Consider the following 18,247-nt stretch of genomic DNA (forward strand, 5'->3'; position numbering starts at 1 on the left):
TATTATGTAAAATAGAATATCCAACAAACCAAAGAAATAGACTTAATTATATTTATAACTAAAAAGCATCACCTATTTAAAGATGATGCTTTGTTTAAACTTAAATAAAAATTATTTCACAGAGAATGAAATATTCCAATTATCCCAACTTAAAGCAATATCATTCGGATTAATAGTATATACTAATTTTTCAACTCTTGAATCAGAAATATTCTGTTTAACAATAACTCTAAGCTGATCTTTTTTGTCATTATACTTATAAGCGCCCCATTGTTTAGCATCATTGTTGAAAATAAGCACACATTGATTTTCATTTGGAATAATAAAAAAAGAATATTTACCAGCGGGTAATTTCATTCCTTCGATTGTTAATTCCTTATCTGTTTCAAAAGTTGTTGCTTCATTTGCACCAGCACGCCAAACTTCATTAAAAGGAACTAATTTTCCCCAAATTTGTCTACCTTTAACAGATGGACTACCGTATTTGATAGTAATTAAAGCATCATTAATTTTTCCGCTTGCAATCTCTGCTGAACTTAATGGTTTATCTTGTGCATTTGCAAAAGTTACCATAAATAATGTCAGAATCAATACCTGTATTTTTTTTTGTAATCCCATGGTTTTAAATGTTTTATTTTAAGCAATAAATATAAAATAACCGAATTAAATTTCCCGAAATTATCCTTGATTTTAAGAAAAAATTAAGTTTTTATATAAATAACAATTTTCACTTCCATAGCATTTTATTGTCAGTGTTTATTTTATTATTTTTACATTCAATACATAATCATTTATCAAATCTATGAACACAATTGCGGAACACATTGCTGATTTTTTAAAAGAATACCAGCCCTTTGATAATTTAACTTTTCAAGAGTTGTCAGAAATAGCGTCAAATATTCGCGTTGTGAACTTAGAAAAACATAAAACTTTATTCCAAATTGATGATTCTCTTCACGATAGCTTTTATGTTGTAGCTTCTGGAGTTATCAATTTATCTGTAATTGCAGATGCCGAAGAAACACTTTTGAACAAATGTCATGAAGGCGATATCTTTGGATTACGACCGTTTTTTGCAAAAAACAATTACATGATGACAGCCAAAGCTCGTGAAGAAAGTATTGTTTATGCGATTCCTATTGCAACTTTCAGACCTTTTGTTGCTAATAATTCAGAGGTTTTAGATTTTTTATTAGAGAGTTTTGCTTCTAATTCAAATAATTATAAAGACAAAGAAAATTTACGTGGAAAACTGATTTCAGATAATGTTTTCTATTCTGATCAACAATCAGAAATGCAATATTTTCAATCCTTATCCTACAACAAAGCGCCACTTACAACCACAACAAATAACATTGTTTCGGAAGTAGCACAAGTTATGACTAACAATTTAGTCAATAGCATTATTATCATCGAAAACGACATGCCCATTGGTATTGTTACACATACGGATATGTGTACAAAAATTGCTACTGGACGTTTTCCGATATCCGCTACAATAGATAAAATCATGTCTTCACCAGTATTAACGGTTGTTGAAAATGTTTCTTTAGCGGAAGCTCAATTGTTGATGATTAAAAATAACGTAACCCATTTGTGTGTAACAGCAGACGGAACGAATAAATCAATGGTAAAAGGAATTATTTCTGAACACGATTTGATTGTGGCTCAAGCTAGTAATCCTGGGGTTTTAATAAAAGAAATTAAACGCTCACAAACAGCAAAAGATCTGAAAGAAGTTCGAGACCGATTGACTGATCTTATTCAAAATTCGATTCATAAAAATATACCGCTTTCACATGTTAATAATATTGCAAGCGAAGTAAATCTTGCCATAATAAAACGTTCTGTAGAACTATCCATTTTAGATTTAGGCTCTCCTCCTGCCCGTTTTGCTTGGTTAAGCATTGGTAGTCAAGGAAGAAAAGAACAATTATTATTGACCGATCAAGATAGCATTTTAATATTTGAAGATGTAACTCCAGAAAAGTATAGAGAAGTAAAAGATTATTTCCTAAAACTAGGTAGAAGAACTACTGTAACCCTTGAAAAAGTTGGATATACATTTTGTCCAAATGGTCATATGGGAAGCAATATGCTTTGGTGTAAATCATTGACAGACTGGACAAAACAATACAGTAGCTGGATGAATACTCCAGGTGAAAACAGCAATGATTTAAGTAGTATTTTCTTTGATTTTGAAATAGCTTTTGGCGAACCAAAAATTGAAGAAGCTATTGAAAATGTCATTTTTCAAAATGCAAAAAACAACGCTTTATTCTTTGATTTCTTAGGAAATGATGCACTTAGAAAAAATGCTCCTTTAAGCTTTTTCAAAAAATTCATCGTTGAGGAAGAAGAAGGACCTAATAAAAACAAATTTGATATAAAAACTCGTGCATTAATGCCGCTTATTGATGGAGCCCGTTTATTTGCTTTGAGTTTCAATATAAAAGGAGTTAACAATACTTACTTTAGATTCAAACAATTAGCAATTGTAGATCCTAAAAACGCTGAAATTTACTTGAATTGTGCGGATGCTTTTTTAACCTTGTCAAAATTCAGAACCATAGAAGGAATGAAAAACGACGATTCAGGTCAGTATATTAATTTAAATGAACTAACTAAAATAGAACGTGAAAAGCTGAAAAATGCTTTTGCTCCAATGAGAGAATTAGAAGAATTAATTAAAAGCAAGTTTCAACTCACTCAATTTTCTTAATATGCTAGACTGGCTGAAAAACATCAATAAAGAATACCCTGAATTTTGGAAAAACTATCTTTCTAAATTCGAAAAAAAGTCCAATCGATTTGTTATTATTTCTACCGAAACATCTGGAATGAATCCTGTCAAAGATGTGATTTTATCCATAGGATCTTTTGCAGTAATTGACAATAGTATCTTCATTGGAGATAGTTTTGAAGCGGTATTATTACAATACAAGTTTCTGCATGATAATGGACTTTCAAATGAGTTTATTGTTGAAAGCAAGATGAAAAAACTAGTTGAACCTGAGGCGATTATGTCACTAATCGATTATATCGGAAATGCAACTTTAGTAGGTCACCATGTTGATTTTGATGTAGAAATGATTAATGCATCATTAGAAAAATTAGGTTGTGGAAGATTAAAAAATGAGGCTTTAGATATTGATGTAATGTATAGAAAATTACATGATATTACTGATAAACAATTTTCACTTGATGAATTGTGTACCATCTATAAAACACCAAAAAGCGACCGTAATTCATCTTCAGAAGATGCTTATAAAATTGCATTACTGTTCTTGAAATTAAAATCTAGATTAGGCATTAAATAGTAATTCCTTTCCAAAATTCACCGTGATGACTTATGGAAACTGGTTTTAGAGCTTTAGAAGACCCATCCATTACAAACGGAATTCCATCTATTTTTATGATTTTAGTTTCAAAACTTAAGGGTTTTATTTGAGCAAAATATTCTTTTTTAGCAACTGCTATTGTGTGAATTTGATTATTATTAAATGAGGTTTGAGTATAAACTTCTCTTCCTTTTAGAACAACATTTCCTCTATTAGATTCGTCAAAAACACATTCTATTTCTAAAGGAAAATACCCTCTAATCCCTGTTTCTCGATTGTATATTTTATAGGCCGCTTCCTTCTTACTCCATAAATTCCAAACCATCAACTCTTGGTCATCAGAAAGAAAAATTATTTCTTGCTCTTTTTTAGTAAAAATTTTAGCTAAAAATCGAGACCGTTGCCAATTGCTCTCAATTTTAGCCAAAGCTAAATCTACTACATCATTACCAATCATTTTTTAGACAGTTTTGCTTCTATAACTTCAATCGTTGCCTTTAAATTGAGCATTTTTTCCATAGATTGATTGTCAATTTCTATATTGAATATTTCTTCTACATCAAGTATGATATCTACTAAATTAGCTGAATTTATCTTTAAATCATTGATAAAATCGGTACTCTCGGTGAGATTTTCAAATGCATTTTGATCTTGCACATACGGTTTAACTATTTCTTTTAGTTTCGCAATTACTTCTATTTTATTCATAATGAATTTTATTTCTAATTTATTTGGAAATTTTTTACTCTGAAAACCTTTTAAAAATTACGCAACTATTTACATCTCCAAACCCAAAACTGGCTTTTGCAATTATATTCAACTCTTTTTCAATCAGCTTTTGAGGAATCTTGGAAGCATCAATTAAAGCGGTTATTTCAGGGTTAATATCTTCACAATTAATATTTGGAAAAACAAATCCGTGATACAATTGCAAAACCGAAGCCACGCTTTCGACACTTCCAGCGCCTGACAAACAATGACCTACTAATGATTTCAAAGAATTAATATAAGGAAAATCAACCCCACTTCTTCCTAAAGCCACAGTCCAATTTTCAATTTCTAAACTGTCTTTTGATGTCGCTGTTAAATGCCCATTGATAGCATCAATATCGTTTGGATTTATTCCTGCATTTTCAATGGCACTTTTAATGCATTTTTGCACCGCTATAGGATTTGGAGCAGTCATAGTTCCTAAACCCCGCTGTCCTCCGGAATTAATATTTCCTCCTAAAACTTCAGCATAAATTGTAGCTCCACGTTCTAATGCAGTTTCTAAATCTTCTAGTAACAAAGCTCCTGCTCCACTTCCTGGAACAAATCCTGAAGCCATTGCCGACATTGGTCTTGAACCCTTTTCGGGTGAGTCATTATGCTTAAAAGTACACACTCTCATAGCATCGAATCCTCCCCAAATATAAGGTCCAGAATCACTCGTACTTCCCGCTAAAATACGTTTTGCTTGCCCTGATTTGATTCTTTCATATCCCATCAAAATACTTTCAGCACCTGTAGTACAAGCGGAGGAATTTGTAGTAACTTGGTTTCCCAGCCCTATTTTCCCTCCTAAATAAGCACTTACACCACTATTCATGGTCTGCGCAACCGCTGTGCTTCCTAGTTTACGAGTTTGAAAATCATCAATTTTATATATACTTTCTCTAAATTTATCTATACCCGAAGTTCCTGTTCCAAAAATAGTTCCGCTATCCCAATCTGGTTCATCACTAATTGACATCGATAACCCCGCATGGAGCCATGCATCAATTCCTGCAATAACACCATATAAAATTCCCGAGGAGTTAAAATTTTTCAATTCTAATTCTGAAAAATAGCGCAATGCTAACTCTGGAGTTATTTCAGGTTTTCCTGCTATTTGACATGAAAACTGCAATCTTTCTAATTCCAAGTCGTGTTTAATTCCTGAAATTCCGTTTTTTATGGCATGAGTAAAATTATCAAGTCCTACCCCGTTTGGAGCAACGACACCAAGACCTGTTACAACTACTCTTTTATTCATTTTACTATATAATTTCTATACTATTACGTTGAGATTCAAACAATCATTCCTGCTATTGTACCACGACAAACTTCAATTCCGTCATTATTAAACATGGCCACTTTACATTTTAATTTACCAAATCTAAAATATATTTTTTGGGAAATCACATTTACTTTTTCATTTGGAAAAACAGGTTTTAAAAAATCTATTTCACTTGATGTTAAAGCAATTGAAGCTTCTTTGTTTAATTTATCATTTAATAAAAATATTCCTAAACAAACCAGTCCTATTTGCGCCATAACTTCAATTAAAATCACACCTGGAGTTACTGGATTATTTTTGAAATGCCCTTTGTAAAAATCAAGATTTTTATCAAAAGTAAATGTCCCTTCAACTCCATTTTCATTAATACGAATGATTTCATCTACAAATAAAAATGGTTTAACATACGGTAATTTTGATACAATTATTTCTTTTTCCATGTTTGACTTTTATGAAATAATCATTTTTAAAATTCCAATAAAATACGTTGTGCCGAAAATCCGGGACCAAAACTAAGCATCAACCCTTTTTCTCCTTTTTTAGGCTTTTTATCCATAATCTGTTCTAAAACATATAAAACCGTAGCGCTTGACATATTACCGTACAAACGCAAAACCTCTTTTGTGTCATCTATATTTTTTCCTAATCCAAAAAACAAAGCTTCAACAGTTTGAATAATTTTTTTTCCGCCAGGATGAAAAATTAAATGATCAATATCTTCAATTTTTGAATTATTTTTTTCTAAGAAAGGGTGAATAATATCTGGAAAATGCGACGCAATTGTTTCGGGAACTTCAATATCTAATACCATTTGCAATCCAGAATTAGTAAGCTTAAACCCCATCATGTGGATATTATCGTAAAAATGATACATGTCTTCAGCAAGAATCTCAGGACCTTCATCTTCTTCATGTGAAGAAAGTAAAACGCAGGCAGCTCCATCTCCAAAAATAGCCGCACTAACTATGTTCGCCATTGAAAAATCTTCCAGTTGAAATGTAGCCGTAGGACTTTCAACAGCAATTACGGCAGCACGTTTTCCTGGATTGGCCTTCAAGAAATTTTTAGCATAAATTATCCCTGAAATTCCTGCAGCACAACCCATTTCAGTTACAGGAAGTCGCACAATATCTTGGCGTAATTTTAATGAATTAATTAAATATGCATCTAATGATGGAATCATAATTCCTGTACAGCTTACGGTTATTATATAATCTAAATCTTCCGGATTCCAATTAGATTTTACCAATGCTTTTTGTAGCACTTTTGTACCTAATTCAATTACTTCACGAACATAAATTGAATTTCTCTCTTCAAAAGATGTTTTAGTAAAAACTTCGATTGGATCCATAATAGAATACCTTTTATCAACGGCTGCTCCTTCGAAAATTTTTTTTACTTTCTTGATAAATCGTTGGTCTTGCCCTACTAACCAAGTGTCTAAAAAAGGAATAATTTCATCAGTTGACCTAAAGTATTTTGGCAATTGTTTCGTAACCGTTTTAATTCTTACACTCATATTTTTGAAATTATCCATTCATAACGGAATGCCCATCTCCATTTAATTCTGTAGTTTTTAAAATTCAATTTTTTAGAAAAATGGATTAATTCATTTCGTTTAAATCCTCTTAAAATCGAAATCAACCCATCTTCTCGGGACATTTTATTCAATCGAAAAACAATACATATTAGTTGAAATAACCGATATGCAATAGTGCTTCTATGCAAGTCATTAATAACTATTCCTATATTAGAATTTGCATTAAAGACGGTCAACAACTTATTAATTTCTTCTTCTTTAAAATGATGTAAAGTCAAAGTACACAATACAATATCATATTTTAACTCAACAAAATGTTGACCAAAAATATCTTGGCATTTATAGGTTATATCAGGATAACATTTGGATAATTTTCGCGCATGATTTATTGTAAAAGCATTTGCGTCAATTCCAATCAATTCAAATTTGTAATCGTTTTCCAATCCAAAATCAGATATAGTTCGCAACATATCACCATTTCCACAACCAACATCTACTATTGTAATTTTTTGCGACTTCGAAATTGAGGTTAACAAACTTTGAACTCCTCGTAAAGTTAGCTTGTTTCCACCCAACAGCTGATTGATTTTTGCTATTTTATCCAAGGCATCCCTTAAATCCTCACCTTCCAAAGTAAAATCGTCCATAATTTCAGGCTCATCAGATCTATATTTTGTATTTAAAGCCATTTTATTGTTCTATAATTATTGGTTTACCGTGGGTTTTCTCTATAATTTTTGACAATAGTATTGGGAATTTAATTAACAATGACATTAATAAAACCGAAATTCTTGGACTCTGTAAAATTTTAGCTAAAACTCGTCCAATGAACAATCGTTTTTTAAAATTAAAATTCCACTTTTCAATATATTTTGTTTCTAATTCTAATCTCGTTTGAGATTCATTGGTAAAATAGTCCTGCACTAATTCTGAAACTATTTTAGCGCTATGAATTGCCATAGCCATTCCATTGCCACACAAAGGATGAATAAGCCCTGCTGTATCTCCAATCATTAGAATATGATTTTCAACTGTTTGTTTTTGTTCAAAATTAATTTGACTTATCGTCAACGGTTTTTCAAAAATCAGATTAGATTTTTCGAAAATCAATTTTAAATTGGGGTTTTTAAAAACTACTTCTCGCTGATAATTATCAATATTTTTATACTTTTTGAACGTTTTGTAATTAGCTAAATAACAAATGTTTATTGTGTTATTTTCTACTTTTGAAACACCACAATATCCACCAATGAAATTATGTAAACCAACTAAATTATTTTCAAAAACACCTGAATAATGCGCTTTAACAGCTAACCAATTTGTTTTTTTTTGAATGAAATCTCTATTTAATTTTTGATCAATTATAGAACGTTTTCCAAAAGCTCCAATCACAATTTCTGAGGTAAAAATAGTTCCTTTTGAAGTGCTTACCGTGAATTGATTGTCTAAAAAAACAATATCATCTACCGTATCCAAAATGATTTTGCAGCCATTAGCAATTGCCTTTTTATAAAGAAAATGATCTAATGCATATCTGCTAATACCAAACCCTCCTAAAGGTAATTTTGCATGAATTGTTTTTCCGTTGAAATTAGAAAACTGAAGTTCGGTTATATGTGTAGGCTTTAATTCTTCAATATTAATTTCTAACCAACTCAAGTAATCCAAAACTTCATTAGAAATATATTCGCCACAAACCTTATGTTTTGGAAATTCATTTTTTTCAATTAGAATTACATGAAATCCATTTTTAGACAAATGTATTGCTGCGATTAATCCTGCTAATCCTCCACCAACAATTAATACTTCATTACCTTTCATCTTACAGTAAATTTAGCAAATTGATTTCATATTAAGGAATTTCAATGTGTAAAAAATAATGGAATAAAAAAAACTGTTTTATCAATATTGACAAAACAGTTTTTAAAATAAAAATATTCTATTTATTTATAATTTTCCCTCTTTAATTTCATCAATGATTTCAGGGTTTAACAAGGTAGATGTATCCCCAAAATTTGAATAATCACCTTCTGCTATTTTACGTAGAATTCTACGCATAATTTTACCAGAACGTGTTTTAGGCAAACCAGACACAAACTGAATCTTATCTAATTTTGCAATTGGTCCAATATGATCTGTTATATGTTGATTAATCTCGTTAGCTAAATTCTCTTTATTTCTATATTCACCTGTTTCTTTAAGGATAACAAAACCATAAAGTGCATTTCCTTTGATTTCATGAGGAAAACCAACAATCGCAGATTCTGCAACAGCTGGATGTTCATTAATAGCATCTTCAATAGGAGCGGTTCCTAAATTATGTCCCGAAACAATTATTACATCATCCACACGACCTGTAATTCTGTAATACCCAACTTCATCACGTAAAGCTCCATCTCCAGTAAAATATTTACCAGGGAAAGCAGAGAAATAAGTGTCAATATATCTTTGATGATTTCCCCAAATTGTCCTAGCGATACCAGGCCATGGAAATTTTATACATAAACTACCAACTACTTGATTTCCTTCAATTTCGTTACGTCTTTCATCCATCAATACAGGTTGTATTCCTGGTAATGGCAAAGTAGCGTATGTAGGTTTTGTAGGAGTAATGAAAGCAATTGGCGAAATCATAATTCCACCCGTTTCTGTTTGCCACCAAGTATCAACTACTGGACATCTTTTATCCCCAACATGATCATTGTACCAGTGCCAAGCTTCCTCATTAATAGGCTCACCTACAGATCCAATTACTTTTAATGATTTTAAAGGAAATTTTTGAATGTATTCTAAACTTTCTTTTGCCAAAGCACGGATAGCAGTTGGAGCTGTATAAAATTGTGTTACTTTATGTTTTTCTATAGTTTCCCAAAATCTACTAAAATCAGGATAAGAAGGAATTCCTTCGAAAATTACTGTTGTACCTCCGTTTAATAATGGACCGTATAAAGTGTAAGAATGACCTGTAATCCAACCAATATCGGCTGTACACCAGAAAATATCGTTTTCTTCATAACTAAAAACATTTTTAAAAGTATAAGCCGTATAAACCATATACCCCGCAGTAGTATGAACCATTCCTTTTGGTTTTCCAGTGGAACCCGAAGTATAAAGAATAAATAAAGGATCTTCTGCATCCATTATTTCAGCTACATTATTACTTAAAGCTTGGTCTAAAAGTGGTTGCAACCATTGGTCACGACTTTCTTTCATTTTAATTTCAGTATTAGTTCTTTTAGAAACCAAAACAGAAGTCACTGAAGGGCAGTTAACTAATGCCTCATCAATAATTCCTTTTAAATCAATAGTTTTATTTCCTCTATATCCACCATCTGAAGTAATGACCATTTTACATTCACAATCATTAATTCTAGCTGCAACCGCCGAAGCTGAAAATCCAGCAAAAACAACAGAATGTATAGCTCCTATCCTAGCACAAGCTAAAATTGAAACCGCTAATTCAGGTATCATTGGTAAGTAAATACAAACACGATCTCCTTTTTTAACCCCTTGTTCCCGTAAAACATTTGCCATTTTAGAAACACGTTCGTATAACTCATTGTAGGTTATGTGTAATGCTTCTTCTTTTGGGTCATTTGGTTCAAAGATAATCGCTGTTTTATCTCCTCTTTTTGCAAGATGTCTATCAATACAATTTTTAACAATATTAACTTTAGCTTCTGTAAACCATTTAATTTCTGCTTCAGCCATATTAAAATCAACAACTTTATCCCAATATTGGTACCATGTAAAGTTTTCTTCGGCAATTTTTCCCCAAAATTTTCTTGGTTCACGGACAGATTTATTGTAGTGCTTAAAGTATTGTTCTAAATTATCAATTTTATAATAGCTCATCGTTTTAATTTTTTATAAAAGTATTAAATCAATTGCTATTCTTAAAATTATTTAAATTATAAATTCCTTAAAAAAATTATATTTTTTACAAAAAAAATCATTCTGAATAACAATATGTTCGTTTTATGCTTTTTTGTTCATTCTTATTACAACAACAAAAGCGAGATAGAATAACTACCTCGCTTTTAGCTTAACAAAAATTTACAACAATAATTTAGTAATAAAACCGTGCTTTATTACCCCTTTTCAATTATGAAAATTTTAAAAAAAAATACTATTTAAAAAATAGCATTTAATTTTCTTTTAATTAGGAATTACTTCACTTAACTCAATTTAACATAAGTTAAGTGAATGTAACATGCATCCATACCCGCTTATCTTTTAATAAATGCTTTACTAATTCAAAATATTATGGATTCAAATGATATAATGCAAATTCCAGCACACCCTCATGTGTGGTAATTCCAGTTTTTAATTATCCAATTTTTTTCATAGCAGTCATTGATTCTCTCAACCACTCACCTACTTCTTCAATAGGGTGTTGACGAATACTTTTGTTAACTGCAATAAGAACTGCATTATCTACTCCATTTGATGTAGAAAATGGTTTTCCAATAATATTAGTTTCAACAGTTTTCATGAAGTCAACTAATAATGGTTTACAAGCATGATCAAATAAATAACAACCATATTCTGCTGTATCAGAAATGATTCTGTTCATTTCATATAATTTTTTTCTTGCTACAGTATTTGCAATCAAAGGCAATTCATGTAAAGACTCATAATAAGCTGATTCTTCAATGATTCCAGACTCAGTCATCGTTTCGAAAGCTAATTCAACACCGGCTTTTACCATTGCAATCATTAATATTCCGTTATCGAAATATTCTTGTTCAGAAATTGGAGCTTCAGTTGGAGCTGTTTTTTCAAAATTAGTTTCAGCTGTTGCTGCTCTCCAAGTTAATAAATTAACATCATTATTAGCCCAGTCAATCATCATATTTCTTGAAAATTCTCCAGAAATAATATCATCTTGGTGTTTTTGAAACAAAGGACGCATGATATCTTTTAATTCTTCAGCAATTTCGAAAGCTTGAATTTTTGAAGGATTGTTCAAACGATCCATCATGTTAGTAATACCACCATGTTTCAACGCTTCAGTTACAGTTTCCCAACCATATTGAATTAATTTTGAAGCATATCCTGGCTCGATTCCTTTTTCAACCATTTTGTCAAAACATAAGATAGAACCTGTTTGTAACATTCCACAAAGAATAGTTTGTTCTCCCATTAAGTCTGATTTTACTTCAGCTACGAATGAAGATTTCAAAACTCCTGCTCTATGACCTCCAGTTGCAACAGCATACGCTTTTGCTTGCTCAAGACCTAGACCGTTTGGATCATTTTCAGGGTGAACTGCAATTAATGTTGGAACACCAAATCCTCTTTTGTACTCTTCACGTACTTCAGAACCTGGACATTTTGGAGCACACATAATTACTGTGATATCTTTACGAATTTGCATTCCTTCTTCAACGATATTAAAACCGTGAGAGTACGCTAAAGTCGAACCATTTTTCATCAAAGGCATAATTGCTGCAACTACTGCAGTATGTTGTTTATCTGGTGTAAGGTTACAAACCAAATCAGCCGTTGGAATTAATTCTTCATAAGTTCCCACTTTGAAACCATTATCAGCAGCATTCATGTAAGAAGCTCTTTTTTGAGCAATTGCTTCTGCACGCAAAGCATAAGAAATATCTAAACCAGAATCTCTCATATTCAAACCTTGGTTTAAACCTTGAGCACCGCAACCTACGATAACTACTTTTTTTCCTGCTAATGCAGTTATTCCGTTTGAGAATTCAGATTGATCCATGAATTCACAAACTCCTAATTGTTCTAATTGTAATCTAAGTGATAATGAATTGAAATAATTTGCCATTTTCTAATATTTAATTTATGATTTTAATTCTTCTAATAATGATGATATTTCCATTTTTGATTTGGAAACAGATATTCTTCCTGAACGTACAAATTGCATGATTCCGAAAGGTTTTAATTTTTCGTATAATTCTTCTATTTCAGAACGTCTTCCTGATTTTGATATTACAAAAAAGTCTCTTGAAACAGTTACTATTTCTGAATGACTTTCTTTAATAATATTTTGAATTTGTCTTTCGTCAAATAACAAACTAGATTCTATTTTGAATAACGCACTTTCTAAAAAGATAGTTTCCTCATCTATATGATAAAATGCTTTTATAACTTCTATTTGTTTTTCTATTTGCCCAACAATATTTTGAACCCATTTTTCAGTTGTGTCAACCACAATAACAAATCGAGAAACATTTTCGATTTCTGATTCGGATACATTTAAACTTAAAATGTTGATATGGCGTTTCAAGAATATACCTGATATTCTATTTAGTAAGCCAACGTTGTTTTCTGAATAAACAGAAATGGTGAATGTTTTATTTTCCATTTTTTTATGTTTAAAGTTTTTATGTTTAAAGTTTAAAGTTGAGCAACATTATTTTCAGTTCCGAACAACTTTAAACCTTAAACTTTAAACTATTTTAGGACAAACGAATGTCCGAAACCGATGCTCCTGTTGGAATCATTGGGAATACGTTATTTTCTTTTTCAACCATAACTTCAAGGAAATATGAATCTTTTGAAGCCATCATTTCAGCAACCGCTGCATCTAAATCTTCTCTTTTGGTTACTTTCTTAGCCTTAATATAATATCCTTCGGCAATAGCAATAAAGTTTGGATTTATCATTTCTGTGGAAGCATATCGTTTGTCAAAAAACAATTGTTGCCATTGGCGAACCATTCCTAAAAATTCATTGTTAAGTACCACAATTTTCACGGGAACTTGTGTTTGAAAAATTGTTCCTAATTCTTGAATTGTCATTTGAAACCCTCCATCTCCAATGATAGCCACTACTTCACGATCTGGCCTTCCCATTTTAGCTCCAATTGCAGCTGGCAAAGCAAATCCCATAGTTCCTAAACCTCCTGATGTAATGTTACTTTTTGTAGTGTTAAACTTTGAATAACGACAGGTAAACATTTGGTGTTGCCCTACATCCGAAACCATAATAGCATCTCCTTTAGAATGTTTATTGATCATTTCAATAGTTTCTCCCATAGAAATTCCTTCATGATTTGGTTTCAACTCTTCATCAATAACCTTTTCTAATTCAATTTTGTATTTTTCTTTGAATTCATTATGCCATGAATCATGATTATTTTTTTCAACAAGAGGAATCAATGCTGTCAAAGCTTCTTTTAAATCTGCTAAAACAGCTACCGTTGTTTTTACATTTTTATCGATTTCAGCAGGATCAATTTCAACGTGAACCACTTTAGCTTGTTTTGCATACGTTGCTAAGTTACCCGTTACACGGTCATCAAAACGCATTCCAAGCGCAATCAAAACATCACACTCGTTAGTCAAAACGTTTGGGCCATAATTTCCATGCATCCCTACCATCCCTACATTTAGTGGATGATCTGTTGGCAATGCCGAAAGACCTAAAATAGTCCATGCTGCAGGAATTCCTGATTTTTCAATTAAAGCTTTAAGCTCCGCTTCTGCTTCGCTAAGAATAATACCTTGACCAAATATGATCATTGGTTTTTTGGCATTATTAATTATTTCCGCTGCTGCTGCAACTTTATCAAGTTTTAAAGTTGGCTTTGGAGTATAACTTCTTATGCTAGTACATTTTTTATAACTAAATTCTAGCTCATCAAATTGAGCATTTTTAGTAATATCAATTAATACTGGCCCTGGACGACCTGATTTTGCAATAAAGAATGCTTTAGCAATAATTTCAGGTATTTCATGTGCCTCAGTAACTTGGTAATTCCATTTTGTTACTGGGGTTGAAATTCCAATAATGTCAGTTTCCTGAAAAGCATCAGAACCTAATAAATGCTTTCCTACTTGACCTGTAATACAAACCAAAGGCGTTGAATCTATTTGAGCATCAGCAATACCAGTAACTAAGTTTGTAGCACCTGGACCTGAAGTTGCAATTGCAACACCTACTTTTCCTGTTGCTCTAGCAAAACCTTGCGCAGCATGTGTAGCACCTTGTTCGTGGCGTACTAAAACATGATGCAGTTCATCTTTAAATTTATATAATTCATCATAAACAGGCATTATAGCACCACCTGGATAGCCATAAACCACGTTTACTCCTTCTTCTAATAAGCATCTAATAACGGCTTCGGCGCCTGATATTTTATTTGTTCCCATTTTTTGTTTTTTTTAGCAACTGCCTTTTTTAAAATTAATTGGCAATAGCAATTTCAATATCAATGGCAATTTCAAAATTCAGTGGTAATAACAATCAAAATGTTTTTTTGATATGGATATTGACTTTTGAAATTGCTATTGGTTTTTATTTGTCAGTAACACATCCTTCAGAGGCACTGGAGACCGAACGCATATATTTAAGTAAAACCCCTTGTTTAATTTGAGATTCTGGTTTTTTCCAATTGGCTTTACGTTTTGCAAATTCTTCGTCAGAAATCTTCATGTTAATGGTGTTATTTACAGCATCAATGGTAATAACATCTCCGTTTTCGATTAAAGCAATTCCTCCACCTTCGTAAGCTTCTGGAGTAACGTGCCCCACTACAAAACCGTGTGAACCTCCAGAAAAACGTCCGTCAGTAATCAAAGCAACCGTATTTCCTAAACCAGCTCCCATAATGGCAGATGTTGGTTTTAACATTTCAGACATACCTGGACCACCTTTTGGACCACAGTAACGAATAATCACTACGTTTCCAGATTTTACTTCACCTGCCTGAATTCCTCTAATTACATCTTTTTCACCTTCAAAAACTACGGCTGTACCTTCAAAAAACTCTCCTTCTTTACCACTAATTTTAGCCACACAACCTTCTGTTGCAATGTTTCCGTAAAGAATTTGAATATTTCCAGTAGCTTTTAAAGCTTTTTGAATTTCAAAAATCACTTCTTGACCATCTTGTAAATCAGGAATTGAAGCTAAATTCTCTGCTATTGTTTTTCCTGTTACTGTTAAACAGTCACCGTGTAAGAAACCTTCTTTTAACAAATATTTCATTACTCCTGGAACACCACCTACATTATGTAGATCTTCCATTAAGTATTTACCACTTGGCTTCAAGTCGGCTAATAATGGTGTTTTATCACTGATATCTTGAAAATCTTTTAATGTCAATTCAATACCTACTGAGTGCGCCATTGCAATTAAGTGCATTACCGCATTAGTAGAACCACCTAAAACAGCGACCATAGTAATTGCATTTTCAAATGCTTTACGAGTCATAATATCTCTAGGCTTAATATCTTTTTCCAATAATATTCTGATAGCTTTACCAGCATCAACACATTCTTGTTTTTTTTCTGGACTCAAAGCAGGATTTGATGAGCTATAAGGCAAACTCATTCCTAATGCTTCAATTGCTGATGACATTGTATTTGCGGTGTACATTCCACCACAAGCACCTGCACCTGGACAAGCATTTTGAATTACTCCTTTGAAATCTTCAGGTGTAATTGTGTTCTTAATTTTTTTACCTAAAGCTTCAAAAGCAGAAACAATATTTAAATCCTCTCCTTTCCATTTTCCTGGATGAATAGATCCTCCGTAAACCATAATGGAAGGTCGATTTACTCTTCCCATTGCCATTAAAGCTCCCGGCATATTTTTATCACAACCTGGCACAGCAATCAGACCATCATACCATTGTGCTCCCATAACAGTTTCGATAGAATCTGCAATCACATCACGAGAAACTAAAGAAAAACGCATTCCATCATTTCCATTAGAAATACCATCACTTACACCAATAGTATTAAAAATCAACCCAACCATATCAGCAGCCCAGACGCCAGTTTTTATATCTTTAGCTAGGTCGTTTAAGTGCATGTTACACGGATTTCCATCGTAACCCATGCTCACAATTCCTACCTGCGCTTTTTTAAGATCCTCTTCTGTCAAACCAATTCCGTAGAACATGGCTTGAGAAGCTGGCTGTGTTTCGTCTTGCGTGATTGTTTTGCTGTATTTATTTAATTCCATTGTATTTATGTTTCTATGTTTTAAATTCTTTCTAAAAAAAAACCTCCCAATTAATATGGGAGGTTTTAAATATTTTTTTAATTATATCTATACCATTCCCTCTGCACATGTGTTTACCACATTGACATTAATAATTGAAGAAATAATAGTTGAGATTAGCATTTTTGTTTTAATTGAGGTGTAAAAGTATAAAAACTAATACAACTACAAAAACATAATCTCATTATTTTGGCATTCAATTATAAATGCTTTTTGACTATTTTAAACAATAGTCGATTGTCCTATTTGAACAAAATCCTTTTTAAAATATAAATCACCTTCGTTCATTATATAATTTGAAATAAAATCACCCACTTCATTCGTTCCAAATTGTGAATTTACTTTTAAATCAACCGTAACCACCTGAGTAATAATAGCTCTTTCTACAGCTTTAATAACTTTTTTAGATTCTGTTGTAAGTCCAAAATGTTCTAGCAACAACGCCACCGATAGTATTGCTGCAATTGGATTTGCAATATTTTTATCTTTTGCCTCGGTATAACAACCGTGAATTGGCTCAAAAAGAGAATGTTTTTCTCCTAAAGATGCCGAAGCCATTAACCCAATAGAACCCGAAATAACGCTCGCTTCATCAGAAAGAATATCTCCAAAAAGATTATCAGTCAATAAAACATCAAACTGTCTTGGATTCGAAATAATTTGCATTGCAGCGTTGTCAACATACAAGAAGTTTAACGTAACATCTGGATATGCTGCAGCAATCTTAGTAACTACTTTTCTCCACAAACGAGAGGTTTCTAATACATTAGCTTTATCAACTAAGGTAACTTTCTTACGTCTACCTTGTGCTGCTTTGAAAGCTAAATGGGTAATTTTTGTAATTTCTTCTTCATTATATTCACACAAATCAGAAGCATATGTTCCTTCTTCATTTGTGGTTTTGTCACCAAAATACATTCCGCCATTCAATTCTCTATAAACTATAAAATCAGTCCCTTGTAAAACTTCTTTCTTTATTGGAGAAGAATCCATTAATTTAGGATACGCTTTGATTGGTCTAATATTAGCAAATAAACCTAATTCTTTTCTTAGCTTCAACAAGCCTAATTCTGGACGAATTTTAGCAGTTGGATCGTTATCATACATTGGATCACCAATGGCCCCAAACAAAACAGCATCCGTGTTTAAACAAAGATTCAAGGTTTGCTCAGGCAATGGATTACCCGTTTTATCAATTGCGATAGCACCAATGAGAGCCTCTTCAAAAACAAACTCATGATCATACACAACACCTACTGCATACAAAGCTTTCTTTGCTTGCAGAATCACTTCCGGACCTATTCCGTCTCCTGATAATACTGCTATTTTTAAGTTCAT

At 32.1% G+C, this 18,247-nt stretch carries 16 protein-coding genes; 2 read left to right on the forward strand and 14 right to left on the reverse strand.

Annotated features, from left to right (window positions below; all coding sequences use genetic code 11):
- Positions 1 to 111 precede the first annotated feature (111 nt).
- Positions 112 to 618 carry a DUF2911 domain-containing protein gene (locus C8C88_RS12555; RefSeq protein WP_121338451.1) on the reverse strand — a complete coding sequence of 169 codons (507 nt, stop codon included), beginning with the start codon at positions 616 to 618 and terminating at the stop codon, positions 112 to 114.
- A gap of 184 nt (positions 619 to 802) precedes the next feature.
- Between C8C88_RS12555 and C8C88_RS12560 the strand changes: the two genes are divergently transcribed.
- Both C8C88_RS12560 and C8C88_RS12565 read left to right on the forward strand, forming a co-directional pair.
- On the forward strand, positions 803 to 2,722 hold the full coding sequence (locus C8C88_RS12560) for a DUF294 nucleotidyltransferase-like domain-containing protein (RefSeq protein ID WP_121338452.1): 1,920 nt from the start codon (positions 803 to 805) through the stop codon (positions 2,720 to 2,722).
- Position 2,723: 1 nt separating this feature from the next.
- Positions 2,724 to 3,320, forward strand: coding sequence for a PolC-type DNA polymerase III (locus C8C88_RS12565; RefSeq protein WP_121338453.1), 597 nt, complete (start codon positions 2,724 to 2,726; stop codon positions 3,318 to 3,320).
- Here the strand turns inward: C8C88_RS12565 and C8C88_RS12570 are convergent.
- The 13 genes from C8C88_RS12570 to leuB form a co-directional block, all read right to left on the reverse strand.
- Complete coding sequence (locus C8C88_RS12570) at positions 3,313 to 3,798, reverse strand: 4'-phosphopantetheinyl transferase superfamily protein (RefSeq protein WP_121338454.1); 486 nt, start codon at positions 3,796 to 3,798, stop codon at positions 3,313 to 3,315. The genes C8C88_RS12565 and C8C88_RS12570 overlap by 8 nt on opposite strands.
- A complete protein-coding gene (locus C8C88_RS12575) occupies positions 3,795 to 4,049 on the reverse strand; it encodes an acyl carrier protein (RefSeq protein WP_121338455.1) in 255 nt (84 codons plus the stop codon). Before C8C88_RS12575 ends, C8C88_RS12570 begins: the two co-directional genes overlap by 4 nt.
- Before the next feature lie 34 nt (positions 4,050 to 4,083).
- On the reverse strand, positions 4,084 to 5,358 hold the full coding sequence (locus C8C88_RS12580) for a beta-ketoacyl synthase (protein ID WP_121338456.1): 1,275 nt from the start codon (positions 5,356 to 5,358) through the stop codon (positions 4,084 to 4,086).
- A gap of 35 nt (positions 5,359 to 5,393) precedes the next feature.
- The gene (locus tag C8C88_RS12585; protein ID WP_121338457.1) at positions 5,394 to 5,822 is read right to left on the reverse strand and encodes a 3-hydroxyacyl-ACP dehydratase FabZ family protein; all 429 of its coding nucleotides are present in this window, start codon (positions 5,820 to 5,822) and stop codon (positions 5,394 to 5,396) included.
- Between the two features lie 26 nt (positions 5,823 to 5,848).
- Entirely contained in the window at positions 5,849 to 6,901 is a 1,053-nt protein-coding gene (locus C8C88_RS12590; RefSeq protein ID WP_121338671.1) for a type III polyketide synthase, read from the reverse strand.
- Complete coding sequence (locus tag C8C88_RS12595) at positions 6,898 to 7,611, reverse strand: methyltransferase domain-containing protein (protein ID WP_121338458.1); 714 nt, start codon at positions 7,609 to 7,611, stop codon at positions 6,898 to 6,900. Before C8C88_RS12595 ends, C8C88_RS12590 begins: the two co-directional genes overlap by 4 nt.
- A gap of 1 nt (position 7,612) precedes the next feature.
- Positions 7,613 to 8,743 (reverse strand): NAD(P)/FAD-dependent oxidoreductase, encoded by a 1,131-nt coding sequence (locus tag C8C88_RS12600; protein ID WP_121338459.1) that lies wholly within the window; start codon positions 8,741 to 8,743, stop codon positions 7,613 to 7,615.
- Positions 8,744 to 8,869: 126 nt separating this feature from the next.
- Entirely contained in the window at positions 8,870 to 10,777 is a 1,908-nt protein-coding gene (gene acs / locus C8C88_RS12605) for an acetate--CoA ligase (RefSeq protein WP_121338460.1), read from the reverse strand.
- Between the two features lie 475 nt (positions 10,778 to 11,252).
- Positions 11,253 to 12,722 carry a ketol-acid reductoisomerase gene (gene ilvC, locus C8C88_RS12610; RefSeq protein WP_121338461.1) on the reverse strand — a complete coding sequence of 490 codons (1,470 nt, stop codon included), beginning with the start codon at positions 12,720 to 12,722 and terminating at the stop codon, positions 11,253 to 11,255.
- 15 nt (positions 12,723 to 12,737) lie between these two features.
- A complete protein-coding gene (gene ilvN, locus C8C88_RS12615; RefSeq protein WP_121338462.1) occupies positions 12,738 to 13,262 on the reverse strand; it encodes an acetolactate synthase small subunit in 525 nt (174 codons plus the stop codon).
- Between the two features lie 94 nt (positions 13,263 to 13,356).
- On the reverse strand, positions 13,357 to 15,051 hold the full coding sequence (gene ilvB / locus C8C88_RS12620; RefSeq protein ID WP_121338463.1) for a biosynthetic-type acetolactate synthase large subunit: 1,695 nt from the start codon (positions 15,049 to 15,051) through the stop codon (positions 13,357 to 13,359).
- A 145-nt stretch (positions 15,052 to 15,196) separates the two neighbouring features.
- Complete coding sequence (ilvD, locus tag C8C88_RS12625; protein WP_121338464.1) at positions 15,197 to 16,870, reverse strand: dihydroxy-acid dehydratase; 1,674 nt, start codon at positions 16,868 to 16,870, stop codon at positions 15,197 to 15,199.
- 261 nt (positions 16,871 to 17,131) lie between these two features.
- Complete coding sequence (gene leuB, locus C8C88_RS12630) at positions 17,132 to 18,247, reverse strand: 3-isopropylmalate dehydrogenase (RefSeq protein ID WP_121338465.1); 1,116 nt, start codon at positions 18,245 to 18,247, stop codon at positions 17,132 to 17,134.

This window comes from Flavobacterium sp. 123 (assembly GCF_003634825.1).
In the GTDB taxonomy this organism is placed as follows: Bacteria; Bacteroidota; Bacteroidia; order Flavobacteriales; family Flavobacteriaceae; genus Flavobacterium.